The following is a 23,905-nucleotide window of genomic DNA, read 5'->3' as shown; positions in this document are numbered from 1 at the left end:
TTGATAAGGATAGGTGATCAACATGGCAGTAACATTACAAGAAGCACAGAAAAATGTTCAGGACGCCCTACAAATCGGAGTTATTGATGAGTTTCGTAAAAATAACTTCCTACTCGACAATCTGACATTCGATGACGCCGTTTCCCCGACAGGCGGAGGAGCGACGCTGACATATGGCTATACACGTTTGATTACACAGCCGACAGCCGCATTCCGTGCCGTCAACGAGGAGTACACTCCACAAGAAGTTAGTAAGCAACGCTATACCGTTGATCTGAAAGTATTCGGGGGCACATTTAAGATTGACCGTATTATTGCGGGCATGGGCGGGATCGTTAATGAGGTTACGTTGCAGATGCAGCAGAAAGTGAAGGCGGCGCAAGCTTTGTTTAACGACACCGTAATCAATGGCGACAGTGCTGTCGATGCAAAGGCGTTTGACGGACTGGAAAAGGCCCTAGCTGGCTCCAGCACGGAGTACATTCCGGGGGCAGCCATCGATTTGTCAACATCTGATGCAGTAGATAAAAATTACAAGGTGTTTTTAGATCAACTGGATGAGTTTTTGATGGGGCTGGACGGCACACCGTCCGTCATCATGGGTAACCTGAAGTTGATCGCTAAAATTCGCGCATGTGCCCGCCGTGCTGGCATGTATACGATCACTCGTGATGATTTCGGCCGGCAAGTCGAAAAGTACAACGAAACACCACTTATTGACCTTGGAGAAAAGTCCGGCACCAATGATCCGGTTGTTGGCACGAATGCGTCAGGTGAGACATCGTTGTACGCGGTACGATTAGGCTTGGATGGTTTTCATGGGGTGTCGATGTCGGGGCAACCGCCTGTACGCACATGGTTGCCGGATTATACGACATCGGGAGCGGTTAAGACAGGCGAGGTCGAGATGGTGGCCGCCGTGGCGCTCAAGGCAACGAAGGCAGCCGGGGTAATGCGTAAACTCAAAGTCAAGTAAGGAGGGATAAGTCGATGAAGTATAAAGACGATCTTGCGAACGGTTATGTCAACGGCTATTACGTTGGTAAGGCGCTGGGTGCAAAAACGCCTGATGCTTTAGGTGAAAAAACAGATGATGGATACGACAACATTAGAAAAACAGAACGATTCGGGACGGTGCTGCCTGATGCTGCAAACCCCGGCGTACCTGAGCCGCTGAATGGCGGCGGGACGGAAGGCGGTGCGGAATAATGGCGAAAGTATACGCGCCTAACCAGCAATATACTGGTGTGTCCGCAAGCGTCCCGTTTGTAAATGGAGTGGGCGAGACGGACAATCCTCATTTGCTTCGATGGTTTGAGGACCGCGGGTATTTCATAGAGAGATCGGAACCGGAAAAGGAACCGGAAGGGGCGGATGACAAGACAGGCGAGCCCCCGGCCGAAACACCGGAAAAAGAGCCGGAAGCTCCTGAGAAGACGAATGGCAAGAAGCCCAAGGGCGACAAGTAGGTGATCACATGACTTATGCAACGGCAGCCGATTATGATCGGTACGGCGATGGGCTGATCCCTGCTGAACAGTTGGATAAGGCTCTTGGCCGGGCGTCTGACCAAGTTGATCGGCTGACATATAACCGCATTGTGGCGTGGGGCTTTGATAACCTCACGCCTTTTCAGCGTACCAATGTAACCAAGGCCGTATGCCAGCAGGCGGATTTTGTATTTAGGTACGGGGATTATCTGACCATGCCCATATCCGGATACAGTGCCGGCAGCACGTCCATGAGCTTCAAGGCTGCAACGGGAGCCCGTGGCGTGCATACATCGGATGAGGTAATAAACCTGCTCATGTCAACCGGCTTGACGCATAGGGGGATCTGGTGATGAGATTTCCGTTTCCAAAATGGAACCAGGTTACTCCGGTCAAAGTCTACCAAACGGAATTGTCAGAAGACGGCGAGCCTGTCGAGGATTTAATCTTCGATGGGCTCTGTTGTTATGACGAGAAGTCCAGGCAGGTTCTCGACGCGGAGCGCCGCCTGGTGCTGCTCTCCGGGTTGATTGTTATCGAAGGCGATATCCGTCCAGGCAAGACAATCGAGGGCTTTGTGGAGATCGGCACCGAGCAGAAAAACATCTTCCGCACGCGTCGCCCTCGCAATCCGGACGGCTCTGTATTTTCTACTGAGCTGGAGTTGATGTAATGAGGGTAAAAGCGAAAGTAACCATTAACCAGGGCGCCATCAAGCAGCTGGCCGAGGCGCAGAAGCAGGCCCTGGAGATGACGGCCGAAGCGGTCAAGTCGGACATCGTTACTTCCGCCGTCGTGCCGAAGCAGACCGGGGAGCTGGAGCGGAGCGGGCACGTGGACACGTCACAACTTAGCCAAGGCAAAGTGAAGATCGTCTTCGATACTCCGTATGCGCGCCGCTTGTACTGGCATCCAGAATATAACTTTAGGTCCGATAAAAATCCGAATGCCCAAGGCAAGTGGATGGAGCGGTATCATGCCGGGGACAAGCGGAAATTCGTCGAGGAAGTTTATGCGCGCTTATTGAAGACGGCAGCGAAGGGGCTGATAAAATGATTACTTTGGCCGAGGTTCGAGACTGGCTAAAGACCGTCATCGAGTGCCCCCAGTGGTACATTGGCAAGATTGACGGTAGTAAGCAGCAGTGCATTGGCCTCTACAACACAACTGGCGCGCCCGTCCGTCTGGCCGTAGGCGGCGTTGAGACGACGGGTTACCAGGTCAAGGCGGTATCCATCCTTGTGCACTGGGGCCGGAATGCCAATACGGCAGAGCAGAAGGCGCAGGAGGTTTACGCTGCACTGTTCGGCCGGACAGCCGAGATTGGGGGCAAGAGGGTCATCATGTTCCGGCTGCCGCAGGCGGAGCCAATCAGCGTAGGTACTGACAGTGAAGGTATTTACGAATATGTGATTGAAACACACATTTATTACGAAGGGTAGGTAACGGCGATGGCATTAGTAACAAGCGGGGTATTCCCCGTATTCAATATCGATTTTAAAATCGGCACGAAAGGCCGGGCGAGTACAGCCCAAGAAATGGCCATCATCAAGGACATGGAAAGCTTCAGCATCTCCATCGATGGCAACACGGAGGAGTGGACGCCGATGGATACCGAAGGCTGGACGCGGCGCCTGATGACCGGAAAGGGGTTTACCCTCTCACTCAACGGTAAAAGACATGTCGGGGATCCGGGCAACGATTACGTTGCGTCAACGGCCTGGAAGAGTGGCCTAGATTGTAGCTCAAAATTTGAGGTCAATTTCCCCGACGGCTCGAAGCTGGCGTTTGATTGCATTGTTGACGTGAAGAATCCAGGGGCCGGTGACAGTACCAACGTGGCCGCGCTGGAATGTGATGTTATGAGTGATGGCAAGCCGGAATATACACCTGGGACAGGAGGCGGTAAGTAATGGCAAAAACAATTGATATTACAAGCAGACTGACAAACGAGAGACCGGTCCTAAAACTGGGCGAAGGCAAGGAATATCGGATCGACAACCGGAAAAATACGGTCCTTGCCATTCAAGCCAAAATGGATGCCGGTGATGGATCCCTGGACGAAGTGCTGGAGCTGGCACTAGGAAAGGAAGCCGTTAAAGAAATTAACGAATCAGATATTTCATTCGGCGATTACCAGGTTATTTTAATTGCTGCGCTTGCTGGCGCAATGAACGAGGATTACGAGGTCATTGAGGCCCGATTTCTCGCAGCCAAGCAAGAGACGACCTGAACAATGGTATGACCTGTACGAAGACTGGAGCCTGATAGAGGCGTCCATTGCCGCGCAGTATGGCATTCGGCTTCGGGCAGAGTCGGATATGACCTGGGATGAGTTTTGCACGCTTCTCGCGGGTATCATGCCGGAGACGCCGCTCGGTCAGATTGTGCGTATCCGATCGGAGAATGATCGGGAAAAGTTGAAACATTTCACACCGGAGCAGAAGAAAATCCGGAACGAGTGGCGCACCAGGGGGCTGAAACAAGCCCAATGGACTGATGAGGAAGCGGCGGCCGCCGTGCAAGAATTCCAGAACATGATAAAGCAGGCATTCGGGGCATCTCCGCAATAGGACGATGCCTTTTTGCTTGTCCGGCGAGGAGGTGAACGAATGTCGGATGAAGTGGGCAAGGTCAGCCTTGGGCTGGAACTGGATGAGAAGCCGATCGGCAAGCAGATATCGAATATAGCCGGCTCGTTTGCGTCTACGATGCGGGCGTCTATCGGCAGCGTGTTCAAAGGATTGAAGAGCGCGGGGGCAGGAGCCATCGCCGCACCGAAAGTGGACACCGGAGCCGTTAAGGCAAAGATTGCGGATTTATCTTCCGTCCTCGATAACGTGAACGCGAAAATCGAAGTTCAGCAACGGAAGCTGGCCGAGCTCAACGAAGCCTATGAAAATGCGTTTTCGGATAAGCGAAAGAACAAGCTTGCGGAGAAGATCATCAACACCGAAGGCACGTTGCTGCGGCTCACGCAGACCAGTGACAAGACGGCCCAAAAGATATGGGAACTGGAAGACAAGCTCAAGGACGCGGGTAAGGCGGCGGACCAGGCCGAAAAGCCAGTAGAAAAACTCGGCAGCAAGTTGATTCAGGCCAACAAGCCCCTGAAGCCGATGCGGTCGAATCTCGATAAAGCTGCGAAAGCAGCAGCTGGAGCAGGCGGAGCATTCGGGGCCGCCGGTACCAGGGCCGGAAAGATGGGGAACCAATTTACGGCGGCATTCAGCCGTGTCCTTAAACAGGTGTTTGTTTTTGCCGCGCTATATAAAGCGGTGAGGAGTTTTACCGAGTACTTGGGATCCTCATTAAAGACAAATGCCCAATACGTTGCATCACTCAACGCAATCAAGACCAACCTGCGGGTAGCCTTTCAACCGATTTACGACGCCATCTTGCCAGCAATAAACGCCCTCATGAGTTGGCTGGCTAAGGCCACGGCATACATTGCGGCGTTTATATCGGCTCTCTTCGGGAAGACCTATCAACAGTCGTACCAGGCAGCCAAAGGGATCGAGACGGCGAAAAAGAGCCTATCCGGCTACGGAAAAGCAGCGAAGAAGGCCGGAAAGGATGCCAAGGGGGCGCTGGCATCCTTCGACGAGCTCAACACCTTAGACCTCTCTAAAGCGGACACAGGCGTAGAGGATGCAGGTGGAGGTGGCGGGGGTCCGGGTGACTTTGAAATGGCTATGCCGGATATGGATATCACGGGTATCCAGTCACAGATGGACGCGCTGGTAGCCACTATAAAGTCATCGTTCGGTGGAGCATGGGACTACATCAAGTCAGGATGGATGACGCTGGTGGAGACGTTCGGGCCGTCTTTCCAAAATGCCTGGGCGGAAATATCCCCTGTTCTGGACCGTTGGAAGATGCAGTTCGCTCAAATGTTTAACGATGTCCTGACGCTCGGTGAGCCGCTAAAAAACTGGGTGCAAACCGGGGTAGTACCGAATTGGCAGAATGGCATTGAGCTTGCCGGGCATGTCCTGGCTGGACTAGGGGACAGCGCGCAAAAGGTAGTTTCGAGTCTGTGGGATAATACATTCCCGATCATCGATAAGTTTGTAACCGAAGGGCTGCCGCGCCTTTCGGAGTTTCTCACCGGAGCAAAAGACATATTTCGTAGCCTCTTCGATCTCGTCAAACAGATATTTGATGATATTTGGCGCGATGCGGTGGATCCGGCGATGCAGATGCTATCGAAAGTGGTTCGAGATACACTCGATATCATCTTTGGTTGGTGGGATGACTGGGGCAAAAAAATAGTCGAGGGTCTAAAAGAAGCCCTGGACGGAATCAGAGAGCTATGGAACAACCTTTGGAATAGCTTCCTAAAACCCTTTGTCGACAAAATGCTTAACATGCTAACCTGGCTATGGGATAAGCATCTCAAGGGTTTAATCAAGCAGGTTGGGGATTTTGTGGGCAAGTTGGGTACAGCGGCGTTAGACATTTTTAACAAGTTTATCCTCCCAATTATCAATGGGCTTGTCAAAAAACTGGGGCCGACTTTTTCAAATATTTTCGCCCTAATCGGTGACGTCATCGGTACGGCACTGGGTGTTATCTCTGATGTCGCCAAAGGGATCATTAAGGCTCTGGGCGGCATCGTTGATTTTATTGCTGGCGTGCTCATCCTTGACTGGGAGCGCACCTGGAACGGCATGAAAGATATATTCACTGGCATCACGGATGCGATTGTCGGTGTATTTAAGGGGGCGATAAACCTCCTGATAGACGCCATAAACTTCTTTGTTCGGCAGGCGAACAAGCTCAGCTTCGACATCCCGGAATTTCTCGGGGGCGGTACTTTCGGGATAACAATCCCCGAAATCCCGAAGCTCGCGAAAGGCGGACTCGCATACGGTCCAACGCTTGCAATGGTCGGAGACAACCGCGGCGCCGCTGTCGATCCGGAGGTTGTCAGCCCGCTGAGCAAGCTGCAGGATATGATCGGGGCGAACAACCAGCCTGTTGTTGAGGCGTTGTATTTGATTCTGGAGGCGCTGAAATCCAACGACAAGCAGACTGTGCTACAAATTGGTGAAACGGAGTTCGGGCGATTGGCCGTCAAATCCATCAATAGTGCCCAGCGGCAGGCAGGGCGTACATTATTAAATGTGTAAAATCCCAAGCGCTTGGGATTATGAGGGGGGTGACCGCACTTGCGATTAAAAGTGAACGGCATGGAAATTGCCGCTTATCCTTCATCCTTCACCGTTACCACAATGGACTTGGATGACGGCGAGTCGAGCGTAAGGACAGCAGACGGAACTTTGAATCGGGATAGGATCGCCGTCAAACGGCAGATCGAAATGAGTTGGGGACCGCTCAAATGGCAGCAAATATCGGCGCTGCTCAAGTCGATGGATGGGGTGTTCTTCGATTTCACTTATCCGGATCCGATGACCGGTTCATATGAAACAAAAAAGATGTATGTCGGTAATCGCCCGGCACCATTCACGGTTGAGCAGGGTAATGAAATCATGTGGTCTGGCCTGAAGGTCACCTTGACGGAGCGGTGAGGCCATGTATCCAATATCACCGCTATATTCAGACTACTTGCGCCGGCACGACCGCGAGTTTTTGGTCAGGGCTGACATAAACGGCGAGACGTACACGAATGCGACGATCGTCGATTTTTCAATAATGAATAACCTTTCCATGTCGGAAGGGTTCGAGATTGGCACGGCCATCCCGTCGGAACTCACGTTATCCATGCGGCTCAAGGAGACCATTCCGGCCAACGCAAGGATTAAACTCTATCTGGCGCTGTCATTGGAAGGAATGACATGGAACGATGCGACATACCCGTGGGAGTCAATGAACATTCCCTGGGAGGCCGGGGCGACGGAGTGGCTGCCGCTTGGGGAGTTCTTCGTCGATTCACGCGAGAAAATCAACGACATCTGGCGCTTCACATGTTTCGACAAGTTGGTATGGGGCGATGTGCCTTATGTGTCTTCGTTAACTTATCCGGCCAGCCAGAAAGCTGTATTTGACGAGATATGCGGCCGATTGGGCTACGTCTATGATAGCAGCGTGTTCATTAATCCGTCCTATCAGATCCAAGCCGGTCCTGCAGGATTCACGATGCGGCAGGTCCTGGCATACATCGCCGGGCTCAACAGCGCCAGCATCTTCATCGACAAAGCCGGGACGCTCAAATTCAAGCGATTCGCAGCTTCGGTGCCGCCGGTATTCGAGATGCGGGTTTCTGATTACATTCGAGTCAAGCAGACCAACCCGGTCAAGACCTACACCCGTGTTGTCGTCACATACGACACTGAGGATGATCTCTCGTACTCTGCTGGCAGCGGCGATGAAAATCATACGCTCAAACTTGAAAATCCGTTCGCGACACAAGCCATGGTTAACGACCTGCTGGCCGCGCTGAATGGATTTTCTTATTTGCCGCTGACTATGGACGCGCGCGGCTTCCCGCAGCTCGAACACGGCGACGTATTGGGTTTCTCACAGTTGGAGGGGGCGAGCTGGCTCGAGACGATTACGAGCTGGCAGGATACACATTTACCGTGGGACGGCATTGTTGATTACAACTCAATTATCCTGCGTCAGACGCTGTCCTTTAAGGGAGGCTTAAAGCTTCGGATTGACGCTCCGTCTGTATCTGAGCAGCAGTCCGAGTTCCAACTGGAAGGTAGCTTATCGCAACAGGTCAACAAGCTGAACAAGGATGCGCTGAAGGAGGGCAAGGCGTATTTTGGTGTGACGGTTACACGCCGGGAAGGGCTCATTGTTGAGCGGGAGGATCACCGTAGTAAGGTCATCCTGAACAGCGATAAGCTATCCTTCCAGGCCAATGGTCAGGATCGCATATATTTTGATCCTGTTGCTGGGCGCTACAAGTTTAACGGAACCTTAGAGGCGACTGACGGCATCTTTTCCGGCACATTGGAGGCAGCCGGCGGCACATTTCGGGGGGACTTGTCAGCTGCAGGTGGCACGTTCACAGGCACGCTCCGCGGTGTAGATGGTGACTTTTCCGGCGAGCTGCGGGCTGCCCGGGGCACATTTGCCGGAAACCTCTCGGCTGCAGGCGGGACTTTTACCGGGACCTTGGTCGGTGTGGATGGTACATTTTCCGGAACCATCACGGCGGCCTCGATTATCGGCGGAACGATCAACGGGTCAACCATCATCGGATCGTCGATAAAGACCGCGGCTTCCGGCCGGCGTATTGAGATTGATTCCAGTGGATTCCGGACCTATGACAGCTACGGAAATAACCGCATCCGGATAAATACGGGTTCAGATTCTGGGGTCTCTGCAATATCGTTTTATGGCTCAAATGGCGGTTTTGCCGGGGAGATAAATTCCTACCAGGCCCAGAATCAGCTTAATATTATTTCGGATTCGCTTTTCATCGGATCCAACAGTACGAGCGGCCCCGTAAATATACAGGGGTACACGACGTTCAATGGCCGCGTTGAATTTAGATATGGCGCCAGTGGGCTTGATATGGATATTGACGATGTGAGGGGGCTAAAAGAGGAGCTTAATCGAATTTGGTATGTACTTAATAACCACACTCACAGGGTGAACATAGGCACACATAACCACGGCAACGGTCAGAATCAAAATTGGGGCGGAACCTTCACAACCTCGACCCCGTAGTGATAATATGTAGGTAAATATTGCTACGGAGGTAGACTTGATGAAAAAGTGGACTTATCTATTAACTGGAGTGGTCATTGGGGCTATTGTCGCGACAGCAGGTAGCGCGTACGCTGAGCAAATTAAATCATTGGTTGGTAAGAAGGTAACGGGAGAATATACCGTAATCGTTGACGGAAAAACGCTTGCTGACAAGGGAGCGGTTATTGAAGGGCGTACGAATGCGCCAGTGCGCGGGCTAGCCGATGCATTGGGGGTAGATATGAAGGTGGAAGGAAAGAAGATAATCATAACATCTGACGATACTGATTCCGCATCTAATACAACGCCTACTAATACTAACAATCCTTATCTCGGTAGAAGTAAAGCTGACTTGGAAAAGTCCCGAGATAGTATACAAAACGATATTCTAGCTTCAACGGAAGAAGGGCGTAGAAACATTCTCGCAAAAATTCAAGAGTTGGAGAAAAATGGGGCTCCACGAGGTGAAGGTACTTCTTTAACCGCAAAGGAAGAGCAACTCGCATCATACGATGCAGAGATTGCAAAATACACCAAAGAGCTGGAATTGATTAACGAAGCCCTGGCTGCTCTTGAAAAATAACATACCATTCATGAAGGTCTCGCCGCTGGCGGGGCCTTTTTGATTGGGAGAAAGGATGATCAAGATGGAAAAGAAAACAGTGCAAAAAATCGAAGAAACTGTGGTTAAGTTGCTTGATCGGATTCAAGAACAAATAAGCGATGACGCGGTTTGTATGGAGGAGCCGCACCCACTCCCGGGGATAGTGGAGGCTGTAGCCAAACTAATCGAGGCTCTGAAGGATATAGGGGGAAAGTATGGGCAAATCGATCTTAATGTCGACGAATTTGCGCGAACGGTGGAAGAAGCTCTCAATAAGTCGAAAGGACAGCCGCCCATCGGTGGGTTCGTAAAACCTGAATCCTTGGTAAGTGAGGCTGGCAACGCGCAGAGTCCAGAGGTCATATTACCAATAGAAAGCTTACAGAAGCTGACCCGTGGGGCGGTCCTACAGGAGAATGATATTGACGAACAACGGATACGGGAGATTGTGAAGGAGGAGTTAGCCGCTCATGAAGAGCGGCTTAACCAGACATGGAAACCATTAATTCGGAGTTCATATGAGCGGCCATACTATGGCTGTGAGCATCATAGAAACGACTAACCCATTTGGGAAGAAGGTACGTACAGTTCAACATAGCCACAATTACCGCAAATATACGGGATAACAGGAAGTGACTTACCTTCTACTAGCTCAAATTTTTCTTCGATCTGCTTTAACTCTATAAGAGCATTATAAACAGCGTGCTCTTATAGAAAATTGTTACAACGAATACACTTGAGTTTCTTTTCCAATCTCAAAACCTCCCTTCTAACTATGGTATATCCTACCATTCGACAAATAGGGAGGTTTTTCCTTGCAAACAAACGTTCCGAAAGGAGGCCCACCATGGCAAAGATACAACCGATCATCCAAGTCGAGATTGATCCAACCAAGCCCGTACCGGAGATATGCGCCGTAATCTCGGCCGTCGTCCCATACCAACCTGAGCATGAAGAGGCGATCCTAATGGGCATAAATGAGGCTATTGGCAAACGACTGGCAGCCATACGCAAGAAAGGAGCACCAAATGGCAAATAGATATTGTAACCTGGTCGGTTCAAAGAAAATCAGCGAAGACTTTCAGAACATCAACATCGGCTTTGACAAAGTTCAGCAGGACATGGACTCAAAGTCCTCGGGCGACCACCGGCACCCGAACGCCACGGATACAACGGACGGATTTATGAGCGCCCAGGACAAGGCCAAGATGGACGCCAGCACCGCATCGGCCACTCCGGGCACGCTTGCGCAGCGTGACGCGTCCGGTCGAATGAAGACGGCGGCGCCGTCAGCGAAAACGGACGTTGCGCGGAAGGCGGAGGTCGACGCCGTTCAGGCTGACTTGGATAGCCACAAGGCGGACGCCGTCATGCACGTAACGGCTGAAGACCACGAGAAGCTGGGCAGCATCGAGGAGGGGGCGGAGGTCAATCAGCCGGCTTTTTCAAAGGTCAATGATATCGAAGCCGGCGAGAAGACGGACGCTTTGACCTTTAAAGGCGGCGTCGGAATCAAGATAACGACGAATCCGAACACGAACGAAGTGACATTCACGGCCTCTGGAGACTCGACGCCTGGTGACCACGGCAGCAGCCATACGGAGCACGGAGCGGACCCTATCCCGAATGCCACGGCGAAGGAAGGCGGGCTCATGTCGGCCGTAGATAAGGCGGAGTTTGATAAGCTGGCGGCGGAGGTGCCGATGCAGGGGGCCGAGTTGGAGCGGCACGACAAGCAGCTGAAGGAGCACGCTGCGGAGCTGGAGGATCATGAGCAGCGCATCGATGGCATAGAGGCTGGCATGGCCGATGTGCCGGGTACGCCCCTTGAGCTGCGGCCCGGCCTCCAGGTAGTAGAGTCCGAACAGGACACGCCGTTCCGGATGGGGGAGATTAAGGGGCGTACACTCCTTAATCTGAACGGAAAAGACGGTAATTTCGACTATCGTGGCCTGTTACCGACCTTTTTCGGGACCGGGGAGATCATTCCCGCATCTACTCCCGTCGGAACGAAAGTCCAGAAGATCGTATGTAATCGTGCGGCAGACAGCCCGGGGCACTTTGGCGCCCGATACGAACTAAACATTGATCGCTCGAAGCATTATGTAGCGGTAGCGTACCTGGACAACATTTCGTGTGATGAACCTGTTTATTTCTCCTTCGCGGAATGGAAAAGCACTGGATACTATACGATCCGAAAATCGGGAAATGTCAAAAAGGGGGAAGGGATGGTTTTTAGGTACGTAAGCATATCTCCCACTGACATGTCCTCTATTCAAGAAAAACTAATCTTTTACTTCCGTGGAGAAGGGACGGCTGACGCAGAATTCCGGATCGGTGCATTCGCCCTCTACGAGATAACGCAAGCCGAATATGAAGCCATCGGCGGCACGAACTTTGACTATGTGGCCGAACGCTATCCATACGTAGACAGCATGACGAACGTAACCAACCCATACGCCATCGTAACGGGAGGCAATCTGCTGCCGCCGTTTTATGAAGCCGATCGGATCACTGTCGCATCGAAAGCGACAGTGGTAGCCCCTTATGAATTGCGTTTTGGCGCTGGTGGAGACGGGGACTTCCTGGCGTATCATCTATCGGTACTGCCGAATCAGACATATGTATTCTCGCTCGAAAATTCCGGGGTGTCATGGTGCATCACGGAACTAGACTACAACACGTTCGTTGTCCCATACGGTACGGATACTTACCGCTCCTTCAACGTTGGTAGTCGAACGCAGATTGCGCTAGTACTAAAAAGCTTTTCCGCCGATATTGACGTATCCTGTAAAAACCCGATGCTCACCGTCGGAACCGAAGCGAAGCCCTTCGTACCGCAGCAACGTAGCATGATCGCCTTCGAAACGGAGCTCGCCGCTCATCCGGTAGACGGCAGCAATCCCGATATTCTCTTTATGGGAGACGATGGGCTGCCTTATGTGTTGGAGGCGTGGGGGAAGGTTGCGCTAGAACCAAGTAATTTTGAAAACATAGCCCAAAATGCAAATCTCAATGGATTTAAGCAGATCGCAATGTTATTAAAGCAAAAGGATACGAGCAGCATTTCGCGACTAATAAAGTTTGATGGGACGCAACTTATTCTTGACTTAAACTCCGTCCCTCTAACCGAGCCCGACTCATACATTACAAGCAGTGAAGGGAATCTGTGGGTTACTATTCCCAACACAGACAGCGGATGGGGGCCGGATTACACTCCGACAGCCGACGAGATTAAAGCGTATTTTCTGGGTTGGAGAATGGCTGAGAATATTACAGGCTTCCCTCTGTATAACGGGACTGGAACTAAGTGCTGGTATAAAATAAACACCAACTCAGCGCCACAGACGGCACAACCTACGGAATCATATCCGGAATGGACGCCATACCGCCTCCAATACCTAAAGGCGAAGCCAACCGTCGAACCCGTCCGGAATTACGAATTGGGAGCGACACTCTCCGCAGGTTCGAACATGGTCGAGGTCGGTAGCGGTATTGTGATCCGGGAACGGGCGAATCCAGCGCCCGGTGTTAGCGATGAAGGAAATATTAACAATGCATATCTGCCTGCAACGATGCTCCGACACAGGACACGTGTAGCTAGTGCAATAGTTTATAAAAATAACGCAATTGACAGGGCGTGGATCGCGAAGGGCGACAATGTTTTACAAACTGAACCTAGTTATTACGACCCAACCGCAGTCTATCACGTCACCTATACGATGCTTGATCCAACGCTCGCGGCTCCAATCAGCGGCACAGTAGCGGCCAACCTGCGTGGGACTGTATCGGACTTGGTGCAGGATGTGGGCGACATCGGGCGGCGGCTGTCGGTGGTGGAGACGCAGAAGGCGGAGAAGGATGTGGCGGGCTGGATTCAGGCGACGTTACTAAATAATTGGACTCCATATGATCTCACGAACTATCTATCCGCTTCATACTATAAAGACTCGTCAGGAATAGTTTACGTGGACGGTATGATAAGCGGCGGCTCCGTTACACCTGGCACATTGTTATTCAGACTTCCAAAAGGTTACCGACCGCGAATGCATAAAATGTTTAGCGCAACAAGTTCTGACGGTGATATTGTGAGTCCGGCTGCGATTGTTGTATCTCCCGACGGGTCGGTTACCATAATCCGGGCGGTATCCAGTGTATATCTTGCACTTTCCGCAATTACATTCCTAGCGGAGCAATAAGGAGGCGCGACATGAAAGAAGTAATCATAACCGACATCTCCGGTCGCTACATCGAACCGACGCTCGTTGCGGACTCCGTGACGGGCGTTTTTGATCGGCGGGAAGCGCTCGAGCCGGACGAACCCGGAACACTCCCGCAGCCGGAACCGGTACAGCACGACGACGAGCAGCCAGACGAACCGGAAACGGTACTCGTGGGCTACACGGTAGCCGTGCCAATGCCCGATGGACTGTATCAGCCTATATTCGATGTCGAGGGCTACAGGGCAGCACAGGAGGCTTATGAGGCGGCCTACGTCGAATACTTGGCCGCGCTGGCCGAGCATGACCCGGAGAGCGACGATCCCCGGCCGGAGCCGCCGAAGTCCATAGATGGGGCGAGCTTCTGGCGGAACGGCCTCACGGACGAGGAAATCGAAGCGCTGAATCCGGATCCGCAGCCGTCACAGACCGACGCGCTGGGCCAAGAATTGACGCAAATGAAAATCAGGAATATCCAGCAGCAGAGCGTCATTGATGACCTTGGCAGAATGTTGACCCAATCGCGGCTGGACAGCATGCAGAAAAAGCAGACTATCGACAGCCTGGGTGCGGAATTGACGAATGCTAAACTTGAAATTATTGAATTTAAAGGAGGGCAAACGGAATGAATTTCTGGAAACTTGCTTTTGATTGTAAATGGATCGACGCAGAGGGACTATGCGCAGCCGTGAAGACGGAGGCCAACCGATTCGGAGAAATCACGCCGGAAGAGTATGAGAAAATCACAGGTCGGGAATTTCCGGTAAAAGAGTAAGCGCCTGCTCAAAGCATGGCGCTGTTTTTATGCCCTCACGGCAGCGTGGGGGCTATTTGTTTGCAAAGGGGGGGGGGCATGGCAGTGGACGAACAGACACGTATGTTAACGGATATCCGGGAACGGATGGTTCGTGTGGAAACAAAATTAGATTCAGTCACAGATGTCAGAGATACGGCGGAGGATGCGAAGAAGGTAGCGTATCAAGCTAATGAATCAACAAAGGCAGCACATCACCGACTTAACAAAATCGATAAAACAATTTTCTGGCTTGGGACAACCGTGATCGGCGCTGTCGTTCTGGCAGTCATTAAATTTACTATGGAAGGCAGGAACTGAGCATGATTGAAATTGGATTCGTTATCGCCCTGGCTATGGCTATGGGCGGCTTTCTCAAAAATGAAGAATGGTTCCCAAATAAATATATCCCGTTTGTGATCGTAATCTTTGCCGTGGCGTTCAATCTGTTGAACGCTTTTTTGTTTAATGGAGATTTACTCGAAGCTGGCAAACTGGCGCTAATTGAAGCAGCCGGCGCAATCGGTATTCATTCCGGACTAAAAAATTCGTTTCAGAAAAGAGATGAAGAATAATGACAATCGAGATTAAACAGCGGCTGCTGCCCGACGGCCGGCCCAACAAGCCAAGCCGCCCGATGAAGCCGCAATATATTACTGTTCACAATACGGACAATCCGGCCCCAGGAGCTACAGCCGAAGCGCATAGCCGTTATATTTTGAACGGGAGCGCCGGGGCTCAAAAGAGCTGGCATTATACGGTAGACGACCGTGAGGTCTACCAGCACCTGCGAGATGATGAGCAGGGCTGGCACGCGGGCGACGGCAACGGTCCCGGCAACACGACATCGATCGGCATTGAGGTCTGTATGTACCAGGGCATGGACGAACCGAAGGCATGGCAGCGGGCGGCGCAACTGGTCGCTCTGCTCTGCAAGCGGTATGGAATAGCGGTCAGCCGTGTTGTTCCGCACCGGCATTGGAGCGGGAAGGCATGTCCAAGCCAGATACTGCCGAGGTGGTCCGAATTTGTAAAAATGATTGAGAAGGAGGTACAAGCAATGGAAAAACCAAAGCAGCAGGATTATGTCGGCCATTGGGCGGAAGCATCGATTCGGCGTGTTATGGATGCGGGGATTATGAATGGCCGTAACACGGGATTCGCGCCGAACGAGCCGATTACTCGGGCAGAGATGGCGGTAATCGCTGATCGGCTGTTGAAGCAGATGGGGAAATAGATTATACTGGAATCAAATCCGGAAGCACCGGTGCAAACGAAAAGAGCCGTGATGGGAGCACTTCATATCAAAGCATCCCTCCGGCTCTTTTTTCTGTCGAACTATTAAAAATTAACGAGTAATTGTAACATAGTAAAGTATTCTGTTTCCATTCGGATCATATGCGACTACAGTAGATGATCCGGGTTTGAGTGCAATTAAATACCCCGTGCTGCTCAAGTCAATTATAGTAGAGTTATAACCTACCCAAAAACCAGTTCCAGCTAGTTGTCTCCCCTCACCCACTTTTAAATAAACATTAACCTCAATATCACTTGATGCCATAGCAGAATGTTGTTGTGCCTTATTCAGAGCATTACTAGCAGCTGATGGTGCCGCCATAGCGACTTGCGAAGAAAGTAACATCACAGAAGCAAGGGTTAAAGCAAAAATCTTTTTCGTCATGATACATGCCTCCTAAAAAAAATTATAGGTGACTGTAACAATGATGATGCTCTAAAACTAATATACCATACATTTTTATAATTACAACAATTTTACATAAATACCACAAGAATGGTTCTTGGTTGTCGATCATTCGCAAAAAGATGAGCCCCGGCATTACGCCAGGGCATTTTTATACTGTAGTTATTACCAACAAAATGCCCCCAAGAGTGCCCCCAAAATGCCCCCAAAATGATGAAATCATATGATATTATATGACGCCCCCGATTACGCAAAGCCCGTTACTACAGGTTTTTTAAAATGCCGTGCAACAGTGTGATAAGTCAAAACTTAAACCGCACACAGGTTCATCAGTGGGAACGCGATCAATATATGACCTTATATTAATTCATTAATCCCTAGAGCCGTAAGGCTTCTGGGGATTTATAATTTGTGGGTGAAATGATGCGGGGAAGGTTGGGGAGTGGAGCACTCACAAAACACCCACACTTTTATTCGAGAATGTTTTTGAGGTGATTCTCAAACTTGTCCATGTTCGTAGCCTCAAGTTTTTTGGATACGTGGGCGTACACGTCCCATGTAATTTGAATACTTCCGTGACCAAGCCGCTCCTGGACATACTTCATATCGGCGCTACTTTCATTTTAAAGATCGTGAAGACGGACATGGAAGATATGATGAAGACAGGAGTTTCGCTTGCTATTGCACAAAAAATTCCATTAATTTATTTACAAATATACCCTGATAAGGTAGTGTATTTGACAGAGGGATGATTATCTCTACTATACCAAAGAAAGGGAGAAACACTATGAAAGCAAGAAAGATCTTTGTTGCATTTCTGGTAACGGCCTTGATGGTAGTAGCATCACCTTCTGTTTTTGCAAAAACTGGTTTTGGTGACACCTATGAAGAAGCTGTAACGCTTTATAGATGGGGGTACTCATATGAAGATCAATTTACCCTGCCAATTGACAACATCAGAGATTCTGATTATTACTTGATTGATTATACGAATGGTGATCAAGATGCAATGGGGTTCCATATAAGTATGAAGGCTGAGCCAGGAGTTATTTATGATCTTCAACTAATTCACACAGACCAAAATGGGAGAATTCTTCAGGTTATAGATTACAATGATGATAGGATCCAGAAAGACATTTGGTACTCGATTTCAAATGGTCAGAAGGCATACGTGAGAGTGTCTTCACATGGTTATAATGATTACGGCCGAAACTACACTCTGAAGTTTAAAAGAATTGTATAAAAACAGAAAAAATAGTTACAACGATAAAGAGCCGTTGATGAAAGAACTACCACGGCTCTTTTTGTCTTTCACCTTTCTTTAAATGTTCTTTCGTATTTGGTTTCGTGGCAGAGCCAAAAAACAGTCGACGACAACTGGAAGCATTATAGGGTTGAGCCAATAGAATGGAAAATATAGGCTCCATATAATGGAATATGGCGATGGGTTAAGCAAGGCGGTAGGTTTGCGAAGTGTGATCGCAAAAACGTTCCTGGAGATGGAAAAAGCGAGCGAGATGTTAAACTTTGATGCAAGTAAGGGGGAAGAGAAAATCACCTTAAACTTGACGCCAAAGCATTGAAAGGGCAGGCGAGAGAAATGTCAAAGCCTCGGAGTGATCCGAGGCTATGTTGGTGTTAAACAATTTTAATTACCCACAAAACCTTGAAACGGTGTGAAAGGTCAAACACAGGTTCATCAGTTGGAACTTATATTAATTTTCCAAGACCTTGGCCTAAGCTGCGGCTCTTCTGAAAGACTTAACAATTCCCTTCGTTTTGGACTTCGGCGGTATGATATATAATTTATCCGGTATCCTTTTATTTCTTAACTTTTGAAACGGTCATTCCATCACCTATTGGAATTAGCAGTGATTCTAATTGTGGATGATTGGCCACGGTTTCATTGAATTTTCTCATTAGTTCAGTATATCGCTTCGGTTTAGCTCCCTGATCCGCTACACTGTCGCCTGCCAGTACGTTATCAGCGACGATTAAAGCGCCCGATTCAGCCAGTTTTATGCAATAGTTCAGGTAATTTTCATAATTTTGTTTGTCAGCATCAATAAAGAAAAAGTCATATCGCTTATTTTCCGCAACTAATTTTTCAAGACTTTGCAAAGCCGGTCCGGTAACATAGGTTACTTGATTGCCAAAGCCAGCTCGAGAAAGATTGCTGTATGCTAAGTTTGCGTAACTCTCTTCTAACTCAAGGGAAGTTAATTTTCCTTCTGTACCGAATCCCCTGGCAAGGCATATCCCGCTATAGCCTCCCAGAGCTCCTATTTCCAGCACATTTTTAGCCCCTGAAATGGAAACAAGCATCGTTAGGAATTTTCCAGAGGAAGGAGATACCGATATGGAGGGCATTCCGTTTTCCTGTATGGATGCAATAACTTCCTCCAAAAGTGCATCCTGGTTATAAAATACGGAATCGATATAACTGTTAATTTGTTTCATCAGATTCGCTTCCTTTCTCATCATTAGCTTTAGAATCTTTGCTTTCCGAGACAGAAATTTCGGTTTCTTCATCCTTTATCTTGGGCGTATCCATGGCTTCACTTATGTGTATTTCAAATAATTGAATAAATTCGTTGATTACCATATCGAGGGCTTTTAATTCACCGACTAGAATTTGATGGATCGATTCAAACTCTGGTTGATCTAACTGTTGTTTAATGGTGGAGCGCTTAAGATTCAACATTTCTAAAAAAGCAATTGCTCTACCTCGACGAAAGGTTTTTGGACCTCGTTGGTGTGAACTATCTTTTCCTTTATAACGTTCACCATGATGATGTCTCTCTTTCTTAAAATCCTTAAATATTTCATTTCTCATTATAAAAACCCTCCACTTGTATACATTTGAATACATATTGCTTTGTTATGAATTGTATACAAACGTATACAATGTGTCAATATAGATCCCAGGAAAACAAAAGATTTTAACACTCCATAAAAGTATCTACGTATTTTCCAGTGCTTAACTAGGGCGTGTACGCAAACTATCGAAATAGCCAAATATCTGGTAAACTTATCCTATGAGAAGACGATATGATATACGAGATGACCAATGGGAACGACTCAAAGACCTCTTGCCACCGGAACGGAAACCACAGGGTGGACGTCCGGCAATCGATAACCGAAAAATGTTCAATGCCATGCTTTGGGTGATTCGTTCTGGTGCGCCTTGGCGAGACTTGCCAGAGCATTATGGCTCCTGGAGCAGTGTCTACAGTCGTTTCCGCCGCTGGGAGAAAGCAGGCATCTTTGATCGAATGCTAGACGTTCTGGCTGCCAATCCCGATGACGAAAGTGTTATGCTCGATGCTTCCATCGTTCGTGTTCACCAACACGGCGCGGGGGCAAAAGGGGGCAGCAATTCCAAGCCATCGGACGATCACGCGGAGGATTAACCAGCAAGATTCATGCCGTTGTAGACGGCCTTGGCAATCCGCTACGCTTCGAAGTAACCGCAGGCAACATCAATGATTGTGTAACGGGTTATGAGATCCTGCAAACCCAAGACATACAAGGTAAACATGTTTTGGCGGATCGCGGATACGATACCGATAAAATCATTGCGCTTTTGGAAGAGAAACTGGCCCATTCCGTCATTCCCAGTAAGAAGAATCGCACGATCCAACGTACAACCGACTGGTGGTTGTATAAAGAGCGTCATCTGGTCGAATGCCTGTTCAACAAACTCAAACATAATCGTCGGCTGGCAACTCGGTACGATAAATTGGCCTGTACTTTTGTTGCCTTCTTAAAGCTGGCCTCTTCCATGATCTGGTTGGCTTAAGGTTTGCATACACGCCCTAGGGACGCAAGGTATTTTCTTCCGCTGCCTTCATTACATGCTATTGAGGGGGCATGATGCGGCAGAAAAAGCAAAACGAGCCGGAAACAGCGGCTCACATCTGAACTATAAGAGTGGGGCCAATACCGTGCCTTTCTTTGGAAATGGAGCACATACTGAACCGGGAGATTATGTTTCGAACTTACTCGAATCAAGAACAGGGGACAAGCACCATGAAGCAAACTGATTTCATTGCGAAGATCGCACCGGCAGCCGTTGAAGACATGAAACGGACCGGAGTGCCAGCTTCGCTTACGATTGCACAAGCGGCTCTTGAAAGTGGATGGGGGAGCAGCGGTTTAGCGCTTCGGGCTAATAACCTGTACAATACTAGTAATCTATTTAAGTCGCTATTTAAATAATTCTAAGTCGCTCAATTGAGCGCACTTGGCTTTCAAGAAAACCATTACGAACATAAACATCCTGCGTATCGAAAACAGCATTTGCCCCATGACCTGGTCATCATGAGTTATCCAAGGAGTATTACAGAAGATGAATATTCCGAATTCAATGAGTACTTGAAAAATACGATTATGAAGTCTGACTAGTCTAATGTCCCCTACAAAGTACGTTTCATGGGGAGTTGACATTAGATATATTATCTTGAATTAGGGGGGAGTAAATGGCAATTATTAAACCGTTTCTGGCAAGCCGGAGATTCAATGCTACTATCGGTGCCGGGACCGGAGCAGGTGCAACGTTTGCGATTGCGGCCACTGCATTTTCGAATGATGCCGGGGCAGCAGCCACGGCATTTTCCAGCCTCTTTTGCGTATTACAATCTATATATCCACGGCATAGCTCATATGGGAAATTCGTCAACCGTCACCGTAACAACGATAATGATTCCGGATGGCGATACGCTTGACCCTGCAACGCCAGTCCTTGTTGAGTTTGTAGTAACTTAATTTCTTCGATCCGGCATCTCGACAAAATCAAAGCCCCGGATTACTCCGAGGCTTTTTTTTCTTGCGGGCAAACCTGAGCAGGTTGTGAGAGCTGAGGGGCAGGTTTCCGGCTCAGGAAAGGAAATGGAGCACCAAAGCCAAGGCTTCGTGCTCCACTCGGTACTTACCAGCAGTGTCTTCTTCTGTGTTTTTTGCACACTACCAAAACTTTCTGACCCGGTTTAAGAATAACAGTGATTGCTTTACGATGATGTCTCATCCAAGCCACCTCCTTCCTAGATTTACTATATGAGAGATTTTACAATGTGACTGTGCTAAAGCTGCGGGGCAAATGACCAGAAAGTCATGTTATTTTTTTCGAATAACTGGCCTAACTTGTCTTGTCGTCAGCACGCCCAAAGCGTTTCTTACATTTCTGGCAAACACCAACGGCTGTTCGATTTTTTCAAAATGGATATACCACAAGTTTGGATTCGTAAATAGCCAGTGGTTGTGAAGAGCGGTTACTTTAATTCCACTTTGACGGAGCCTCGAAATGAACGGGTTTATCTCCCCCGTAAGAATAACAGTTTCACCAAGGCAGAGTGCCTTGCCGTTCCTCGACACGCTTTCAAAGGAAAAGGCTTGAGGAATCGTCAAAAATGACCTGGATCTCCTGCCAAGGATCGTCGGTTTAATGTTGTTCCTTACTCTCGAAGCAGTGCATACTCCATTAATGACCTGGGCTTGAGCGCCTAAGATTTGAGCGAATTGGCGGCATAGCGGACTCGGGGTAGCTGCCATCGTTAACCTCCTTATAGTGATTTACACTAATACCTTATGACGGATTCCCATTGCCGCCACGGCACTAGCATAGGGAAAAAGTAAAGCGCAGATCGGGCTTATCATGCTTTAAGGTAAGTTGGCCCTATAGGCAGACGCAAGGAAGCGCGCCGTTCGCAAAACGCCCAAATTGTGTACTTTTAGGTGATAGCCAAGTCAAGCCGTCCGTAATTCTAATATCATGGGAGTACCAAGAGAAAGGAGGTAACTCAAATGAGTGGAGTTGGAGGACTCTGGACCTCGACGGGTGTAATTTTGGTGTTGTTTATTCTGCTTGTCATCGTTTCCCGCGCATTTATTTATTAATTGCTCCTGTTGGGTTAGCCTTCCCCGTTAGCGTTTTTAAGAACGACTTTGTTCGAAGCCCTGTTTAGCGAGCAGGGCTGTTTTTTTATATGTATAAATCCCAATAAAAGCTAACCATGTACCGTAACTTACCACATCGGCCCCGGAATTAATCACGCGATGTGGCCCGGACACGTCAAAAAGCCGCTTCCGAATACAGAAATGCTGTATTCAAAGCGGCTTCTCCACATTTGTTCCCATAGACTGCGAGTATTAATGAAAATCACGGAACAACCCAATCACTTTGCCCAAGATCGTCACATGCTTCAACCGGATCGGCTCAAAAGTCGGATTCTCCGGCTGAAGGCGGATATGATCGCGTTCCTTGTAGAAGGTTTTCACCGTTGCCTCGTTCTCCTCGGTCATGGCCACGACAATATCGCCGTTGTTCGCGGTCTGCTGTTGGCGGACGATAACGTAGTCTCCGTTATGTATACCGGCTTCAATCATGCTGTCGCCGACAACGGATAGCATGAAGATGTTGTCATCATCTCCCACCATATGCAACGGAAGAGGGAAATAATCTTCGATGTTCTCTGTCGCCGTAATCGGTTCGCCGGCCGTTACCTTCCCGATGACGGGAACGCGCGCTACGGCGTGGCTGAACTCCGAATGGCGATCCGACTGTTCGCTAAGCAGCTCGATTGCTCTTGGCTTCGTCGGGTCCCGGCGGATAAAGCCTTTCTTCTCCAGCCGGTCCAGGTGACCGTGCACCGTTGAACTCGATGCGAGGCCGACAGCTTCCCCGATCTCTCTCACGGAAGGAGGATAGCCCTTGGTGCGGACTTCATCACGTATAAAATCAAGGATCGCTTGTTGTCGACTTGATATTTTAGACAAAGATATCAACTCCAATGAATGCTCTTTTGTCAAAATTATACCATAGAACCTCCGTTCGCACAAACGTAAGTTCTAAAAAATCCTTGATTTAATGCGGTTTTTTCGTTTTTCTTTCGGTAAACGTCACTTATTGGGATTTTGGGAACAAAAAAAAGAGAACGCACGTTCCTCAAAAAGTGTTGACCTGAACGTATGTTCGTGTTACATTATTGGCAACAAGAATAGAACAAGTGTTTGGGGAGTGATCGAACATGAGCCACATGGTATATAACCCGAGACGGAATTATGCATATCGAACGGAAGCAAGATCAACGATGCATCAACCAGTAAAGCAGAAGTGTTATAATAGAAGGAAATTGATTCGAGCGATTTTGCTCTTCGGCCTGCTGTTCCTTTTGTGTGCGGGGATCGTACAAGCATGGGGGGACGACGACACGGTATCCGAGCAGCCTTCTGTAGTTACGGAGCGCGTACTTGTTCAGCCTGGGGATAGCCTGTGGGAGATCGCGACGGTATACAAACCGAACGGAATGGATACCCGAGAGTACATACACAAGATTATTCAATTGAATGAATTAAGAGGACATACGCTGCAATCCGGCATCGTCATTGTCGTGCCAATATTTTCTTGACGATATTCCCGCTTAGGCCGGG

Annotated in this window: 31 protein-coding genes and 2 pseudogenes; 28 read left to right on the top strand and 5 right to left on the bottom strand. The window is 49.1% G+C overall.

Annotated features, from left to right (window positions below):
• Positions 1-22: 22 nt before the first annotated feature.
• The 22 genes from OCY70_RS20260 to OCY70_RS20155 all read left to right on the top strand — a co-directional run bounded on the left by OCY70_RS20260 (position 23) and on the right by OCY70_RS20155 (position 16,012).
• Positions 23-976 (top strand): major capsid protein, encoded by a 954-nt coding sequence (locus tag OCY70_RS20260; RefSeq protein WP_213429990.1) that lies wholly within the window; start codon positions 23-25, stop codon positions 974-976.
• 14 nt (positions 977-990) lie between these two features.
• The gene (locus OCY70_RS20255; RefSeq protein ID WP_213429991.1) at positions 991-1,209 is read left to right on the top strand and encodes a hypothetical protein; all 219 of its coding nucleotides are present in this window, start codon (positions 991-993) and stop codon (positions 1,207-1,209) included.
• Positions 1,209-1,469, top strand: a complete 261-nt coding sequence (locus tag OCY70_RS20250) for a hypothetical protein (protein ID WP_213429992.1) — start codon at positions 1,209-1,211, stop codon at positions 1,467-1,469. The genes OCY70_RS20255 and OCY70_RS20250 overlap by 1 nt, the downstream gene beginning before the upstream one ends.
• An 8-nt stretch (positions 1,470-1,477) precedes the next feature.
• Entirely contained in the window at positions 1,478-1,843 is a 366-nt protein-coding gene (locus OCY70_RS20245; protein WP_213429993.1) for a hypothetical protein, read from the top strand.
• The gene (locus OCY70_RS20240) at positions 1,843-2,163 is read left to right on the top strand and encodes a hypothetical protein (RefSeq protein WP_213429994.1); all 321 of its coding nucleotides are present in this window, start codon (positions 1,843-1,845) and stop codon (positions 2,161-2,163) included. The genes OCY70_RS20245 and OCY70_RS20240 overlap by 1 nt, the downstream gene beginning before the upstream one ends.
• Complete coding sequence (locus OCY70_RS20235) at positions 2,163-2,546, top strand: minor capsid protein (protein ID WP_213429995.1); 384 nt, start codon at positions 2,163-2,165, stop codon at positions 2,544-2,546. Before OCY70_RS20240 ends, OCY70_RS20235 begins: the two co-directional genes overlap by 1 nt.
• The gene (locus OCY70_RS20230) at positions 2,543-2,932 is read left to right on the top strand and encodes a phage tail terminator protein (protein ID WP_213429996.1); all 390 of its coding nucleotides are present in this window, start codon (positions 2,543-2,545) and stop codon (positions 2,930-2,932) included. The genes OCY70_RS20235 and OCY70_RS20230 overlap by 4 nt, the downstream gene beginning before the upstream one ends.
• A 9-nt stretch (positions 2,933-2,941) precedes the next feature.
• Entirely contained in the window at positions 2,942-3,403 is a 462-nt protein-coding gene (locus OCY70_RS20225) for a phage tail tube protein (RefSeq protein ID WP_213429997.1), read from the top strand.
• The gene (locus OCY70_RS20220) at positions 3,403-3,723 is read left to right on the top strand and encodes a hypothetical protein (RefSeq protein WP_213429998.1); all 321 of its coding nucleotides are present in this window, start codon (positions 3,403-3,405) and stop codon (positions 3,721-3,723) included. Before OCY70_RS20225 ends, OCY70_RS20220 begins: the two co-directional genes overlap by 1 nt.
• Positions 3,683-4,063, top strand: coding sequence for a Gp15 family bacteriophage protein (locus OCY70_RS20215; protein WP_249725455.1), 381 nt, complete (start codon positions 3,683-3,685; stop codon positions 4,061-4,063). Before OCY70_RS20220 ends, OCY70_RS20215 begins: the two co-directional genes overlap by 41 nt.
• Before the next feature lie 39 nt (positions 4,064-4,102).
• Positions 4,103-6,625, top strand: coding sequence for a phage tail protein (locus OCY70_RS20210; RefSeq protein WP_261945124.1), 2,523 nt, complete (start codon positions 4,103-4,105; stop codon positions 6,623-6,625).
• A gap of 39 nt (positions 6,626-6,664) precedes the next feature.
• Positions 6,665-7,024: a DUF6711 family protein gene (locus OCY70_RS20205; protein ID WP_213430612.1), complete on the top strand. Its 360-nt coding sequence runs from the start codon at positions 6,665-6,667 to the stop codon at positions 7,022-7,024.
• 4 nt (positions 7,025-7,028) lie between these two features.
• Positions 7,029-9,137 (top strand): DUF3672 domain-containing protein, encoded by a 2,109-nt coding sequence (locus OCY70_RS20200; RefSeq protein ID WP_213430613.1) that lies wholly within the window; start codon positions 7,029-7,031, stop codon positions 9,135-9,137.
• A 40-nt stretch (positions 9,138-9,177) separates the two neighbouring features.
• A complete protein-coding gene (locus OCY70_RS20195) occupies positions 9,178-9,741 on the top strand; it encodes a copper amine oxidase (RefSeq protein WP_213430614.1) in 564 nt (187 codons plus the stop codon).
• A gap of 64 nt (positions 9,742-9,805) precedes the next feature.
• Positions 9,806-10,324 (top strand): hypothetical protein, encoded by a 519-nt coding sequence (locus OCY70_RS20190; RefSeq protein ID WP_213430615.1) that lies wholly within the window; start codon positions 9,806-9,808, stop codon positions 10,322-10,324.
• Positions 10,325-10,609: 285 nt separating this feature from the next.
• The gene (locus tag OCY70_RS20185; protein WP_213430616.1) at positions 10,610-10,801 is read left to right on the top strand and encodes a hypothetical protein; all 192 of its coding nucleotides are present in this window, start codon (positions 10,610-10,612) and stop codon (positions 10,799-10,801) included.
• Positions 10,791-13,961 carry a hypothetical protein gene (locus OCY70_RS20180; protein WP_213430617.1) on the top strand — a complete coding sequence of 1,057 codons (3,171 nt, stop codon included), beginning with the start codon at positions 10,791-10,793 and terminating at the stop codon, positions 13,959-13,961. The genes OCY70_RS20185 and OCY70_RS20180 overlap by 11 nt, the downstream gene beginning before the upstream one ends.
• Before the next feature lie 11 nt (positions 13,962-13,972).
• On the top strand, positions 13,973-14,611 hold the full coding sequence (locus OCY70_RS20175; protein ID WP_213430618.1) for a hypothetical protein: 639 nt from the start codon (positions 13,973-13,975) through the stop codon (positions 14,609-14,611).
• A complete protein-coding gene (locus OCY70_RS20170) occupies positions 14,608-14,757 on the top strand; it encodes an XkdX family protein (protein ID WP_261945123.1) in 150 nt (49 codons plus the stop codon). Before OCY70_RS20175 ends, OCY70_RS20170 begins: the two co-directional genes overlap by 4 nt.
• A 78-nt stretch (positions 14,758-14,835) precedes the next feature.
• Positions 14,836-15,096, top strand: coding sequence for a hemolysin XhlA family protein (locus tag OCY70_RS20165; protein WP_249725543.1), 261 nt, complete (start codon positions 14,836-14,838; stop codon positions 15,094-15,096).
• Positions 15,097-15,098: 2 nt separating this feature from the next.
• Complete coding sequence (locus OCY70_RS20160) at positions 15,099-15,350, top strand: hypothetical protein (RefSeq protein ID WP_213430620.1); 252 nt, start codon at positions 15,099-15,101, stop codon at positions 15,348-15,350.
• Positions 15,350-16,012, top strand: coding sequence for an N-acetylmuramoyl-L-alanine amidase (locus tag OCY70_RS20155; protein ID WP_213430621.1), 663 nt, complete (start codon positions 15,350-15,352; stop codon positions 16,010-16,012). Before OCY70_RS20160 ends, OCY70_RS20155 begins: the two co-directional genes overlap by 1 nt.
• A 111-nt stretch (positions 16,013-16,123) precedes the next feature.
• Here the strand turns inward: OCY70_RS20155 and OCY70_RS20150 are convergent, their stop codons facing one another.
• A complete protein-coding gene (locus tag OCY70_RS20150; RefSeq protein WP_213430622.1) occupies positions 16,124-16,456 on the bottom strand; it encodes a hypothetical protein in 333 nt (110 codons plus the stop codon).
• An 808-nt stretch (positions 16,457-17,264) separates the two neighbouring features.
• On the opposite strand from OCY70_RS20150, the gene OCY70_RS20145 reads away from it, so the two are divergent.
• Positions 17,265-17,720, top strand: a complete 456-nt coding sequence (locus tag OCY70_RS20145) for a hypothetical protein (protein WP_213430623.1) — start codon at positions 17,265-17,267, stop codon at positions 17,718-17,720.
• Positions 17,721-18,298: 578 nt separating this feature from the next.
• Here OCY70_RS20145 and OCY70_RS20140 read toward each other — a convergent pair.
• Both OCY70_RS20140 and OCY70_RS20135 read right to left on the bottom strand, forming a co-directional pair.
• Positions 18,299-18,937 (bottom strand): O-methyltransferase, encoded by a 639-nt coding sequence (locus OCY70_RS20140; protein WP_213430624.1) that lies wholly within the window; start codon positions 18,935-18,937, stop codon positions 18,299-18,301.
• Positions 18,924-19,313: a hypothetical protein gene (locus OCY70_RS20135; RefSeq protein WP_261945122.1), complete on the bottom strand. Its 390-nt coding sequence runs from the start codon at positions 19,311-19,313 to the stop codon at positions 18,924-18,926. Before OCY70_RS20135 ends, OCY70_RS20140 begins: the two co-directional genes overlap by 14 nt.
• 202 nt (positions 19,314-19,515) lie before the next feature.
• Between OCY70_RS20135 and OCY70_RS20130 the strand changes: the two genes are divergently transcribed.
• The 3 genes and pseudogenes from OCY70_RS20130 to OCY70_RS20120 all read left to right on the top strand — a co-directional run bounded on the left by OCY70_RS20130 (position 19,516) and on the right by OCY70_RS20120 (position 21,244).
• Positions 19,516-20,279, top strand: a protein-coding gene (locus OCY70_RS20130) for an IS5 family transposase (protein WP_390905288.1) whose coding sequence is annotated in 2 segments (ribosomal slippage) — positions 19,516-19,852 and positions 19,852-20,279 — 765 coding nt in all. Because the reading frame shifts where the segments join, the coding sequence is not laid out codon by codon here.
• A 230-nt stretch (positions 20,280-20,509) separates the two neighbouring features.
• Positions 20,510-20,662: pseudogene (locus tag OCY70_RS20125) on the top strand (glucosaminidase domain-containing protein); the annotation flags it as partial.
• Positions 20,663-20,958: 296 nt separating this feature from the next.
• Positions 20,959-21,244: pseudogene (locus OCY70_RS20120) on the top strand (DUF4183 domain-containing protein).
• Between the two features lie 348 nt (positions 21,245-21,592).
• Here the strand turns inward: OCY70_RS20120 and OCY70_RS20115 are convergent.
• Complete coding sequence (locus OCY70_RS20115; RefSeq protein WP_213429363.1) at positions 21,593-22,027, bottom strand: DUF1259 domain-containing protein; 435 nt, start codon at positions 22,025-22,027, stop codon at positions 21,593-21,595.
• A gap of 252 nt (positions 22,028-22,279) precedes the next feature.
• On the opposite strand from OCY70_RS20115, the gene OCY70_RS20110 reads away from it, so the two are divergent.
• Positions 22,280-22,372: a YjcZ family sporulation protein gene (locus OCY70_RS20110; RefSeq protein WP_249725374.1), complete on the top strand. Its 93-nt coding sequence runs from the start codon at positions 22,280-22,282 to the stop codon at positions 22,370-22,372.
• A 252-nt stretch (positions 22,373-22,624) separates the two neighbouring features.
• Here the strand turns inward: OCY70_RS20110 and lexA are convergent, their stop codons facing one another.
• Positions 22,625-23,251, bottom strand: coding sequence for a transcriptional repressor LexA (lexA, locus tag OCY70_RS20105; RefSeq protein ID WP_213429364.1), 627 nt, complete (start codon positions 23,249-23,251; stop codon positions 22,625-22,627).
• A gap of 251 nt (positions 23,252-23,502) precedes the next feature.
• Here lexA and OCY70_RS20100 point away from each other — a divergent pair, with 251 nt between their 5' ends.
• Positions 23,503-23,883, top strand: a complete 381-nt coding sequence (locus OCY70_RS20100) for a LysM peptidoglycan-binding domain-containing protein (protein WP_213429365.1) — start codon at positions 23,503-23,505, stop codon at positions 23,881-23,883.
• Positions 23,884-23,905: the final 22 nt, after the last annotated feature.

It is taken from the genome of Paenibacillus melissococcoides (assembly GCA_944800085.1).
Taxonomy (GTDB): Bacteria; Bacillota; Bacilli; order Paenibacillales; family Paenibacillaceae; genus Paenibacillus_B; species Paenibacillus_B melissococcoides.
The sequence above is the reverse complement of the archived record's forward strand: the minus strand, read 5'-3'. Positions and strand labels throughout refer to the sequence as shown.

Coding starts and splice junctions, on each gene's coding strand:
- OCY70_RS20260 (WP_213429990.1), top strand. CDS start 23: ATGGCAGTAACATTACAAGAAGCACAGAAAAATGTTCAGGACGCCCTA.
- OCY70_RS20255 (WP_213429991.1), top strand. CDS start 991: ATGAAGTATAAAGACGATCTTGCGAACGGTTATGTCAACGGCTATTAC.
- OCY70_RS20250 (WP_213429992.1), top strand. CDS start 1,209: ATGGCGAAAGTATACGCGCCTAACCAGCAATATACTGGTGTGTCCGCA.
- OCY70_RS20245 (WP_213429993.1), top strand. CDS start 1,478: ATGACTTATGCAACGGCAGCCGATTATGATCGGTACGGCGATGGGCTG.
- OCY70_RS20240 (WP_213429994.1), top strand. CDS start 1,843: ATGAGATTTCCGTTTCCAAAATGGAACCAGGTTACTCCGGTCAAAGTC.
- OCY70_RS20235 (WP_213429995.1), top strand. CDS start 2,163: ATGAGGGTAAAAGCGAAAGTAACCATTAACCAGGGCGCCATCAAGCAG.
- OCY70_RS20230 (WP_213429996.1), top strand. CDS start 2,543: ATGATTACTTTGGCCGAGGTTCGAGACTGGCTAAAGACCGTCATCGAG.
- OCY70_RS20225 (WP_213429997.1), top strand. CDS start 2,942: ATGGCATTAGTAACAAGCGGGGTATTCCCCGTATTCAATATCGATTTT.
- OCY70_RS20220 (WP_213429998.1), top strand. CDS start 3,403: ATGGCAAAAACAATTGATATTACAAGCAGACTGACAAACGAGAGACCG.
- OCY70_RS20210 (WP_261945124.1), top strand. CDS start 4,103: ATGTCGGATGAAGTGGGCAAGGTCAGCCTTGGGCTGGAACTGGATGAG.
- OCY70_RS20200 (WP_213430613.1), top strand. CDS start 7,029: ATGTATCCAATATCACCGCTATATTCAGACTACTTGCGCCGGCACGAC.
- OCY70_RS20195 (WP_213430614.1), top strand. CDS start 9,178: ATGAAAAAGTGGACTTATCTATTAACTGGAGTGGTCATTGGGGCTATT.
- OCY70_RS20190 (WP_213430615.1), top strand. CDS start 9,806: ATGGAAAAGAAAACAGTGCAAAAAATCGAAGAAACTGTGGTTAAGTTG.
- OCY70_RS20185 (WP_213430616.1), top strand. CDS start 10,610: ATGGCAAAGATACAACCGATCATCCAAGTCGAGATTGATCCAACCAAG.
- OCY70_RS20180 (WP_213430617.1), top strand. CDS start 10,791: ATGGCAAATAGATATTGTAACCTGGTCGGTTCAAAGAAAATCAGCGAA.
- OCY70_RS20175 (WP_213430618.1), top strand. CDS start 13,973: ATGAAAGAAGTAATCATAACCGACATCTCCGGTCGCTACATCGAACCG.
- OCY70_RS20170 (WP_261945123.1), top strand. CDS start 14,608: ATGAATTTCTGGAAACTTGCTTTTGATTGTAAATGGATCGACGCAGAG.
- OCY70_RS20165 (WP_249725543.1), top strand. CDS start 14,836: ATGGCAGTGGACGAACAGACACGTATGTTAACGGATATCCGGGAACGG.
- OCY70_RS20160 (WP_213430620.1), top strand. CDS start 15,099: ATGATTGAAATTGGATTCGTTATCGCCCTGGCTATGGCTATGGGCGGC.
- OCY70_RS20155 (WP_213430621.1), top strand. CDS start 15,350: ATGACAATCGAGATTAAACAGCGGCTGCTGCCCGACGGCCGGCCCAAC.
- OCY70_RS20150 (WP_213430622.1), bottom strand. CDS start 16,456: ATGACGAAAAAGATTTTTGCTTTAACCCTTGCTTCTGTGATGTTACTT.
- OCY70_RS20145 (WP_213430623.1), top strand. CDS start 17,265: ATGAAAGCAAGAAAGATCTTTGTTGCATTTCTGGTAACGGCCTTGATG.
- OCY70_RS20140 (WP_213430624.1), bottom strand. CDS start 18,937: ATGAAACAAATTAACAGTTATATCGATTCCGTATTTTATAACCAGGAT.
- OCY70_RS20135 (WP_261945122.1), bottom strand. CDS start 19,313: ATGAGAAATGAAATATTTAAGGATTTTAAGAAAGAGAGACATCATCAT.
- OCY70_RS20115 (WP_213429363.1), bottom strand. CDS start 22,027: ATGGCAGCTACCCCGAGTCCGCTATGCCGCCAATTCGCTCAAATCTTA.
- OCY70_RS20110 (WP_249725374.1), top strand. CDS start 22,280: ATGAGTGGAGTTGGAGGACTCTGGACCTCGACGGGTGTAATTTTGGTG.
- OCY70_RS20100 (WP_213429365.1), top strand. CDS start 23,503: ATGAGCCACATGGTATATAACCCGAGACGGAATTATGCATATCGAACG.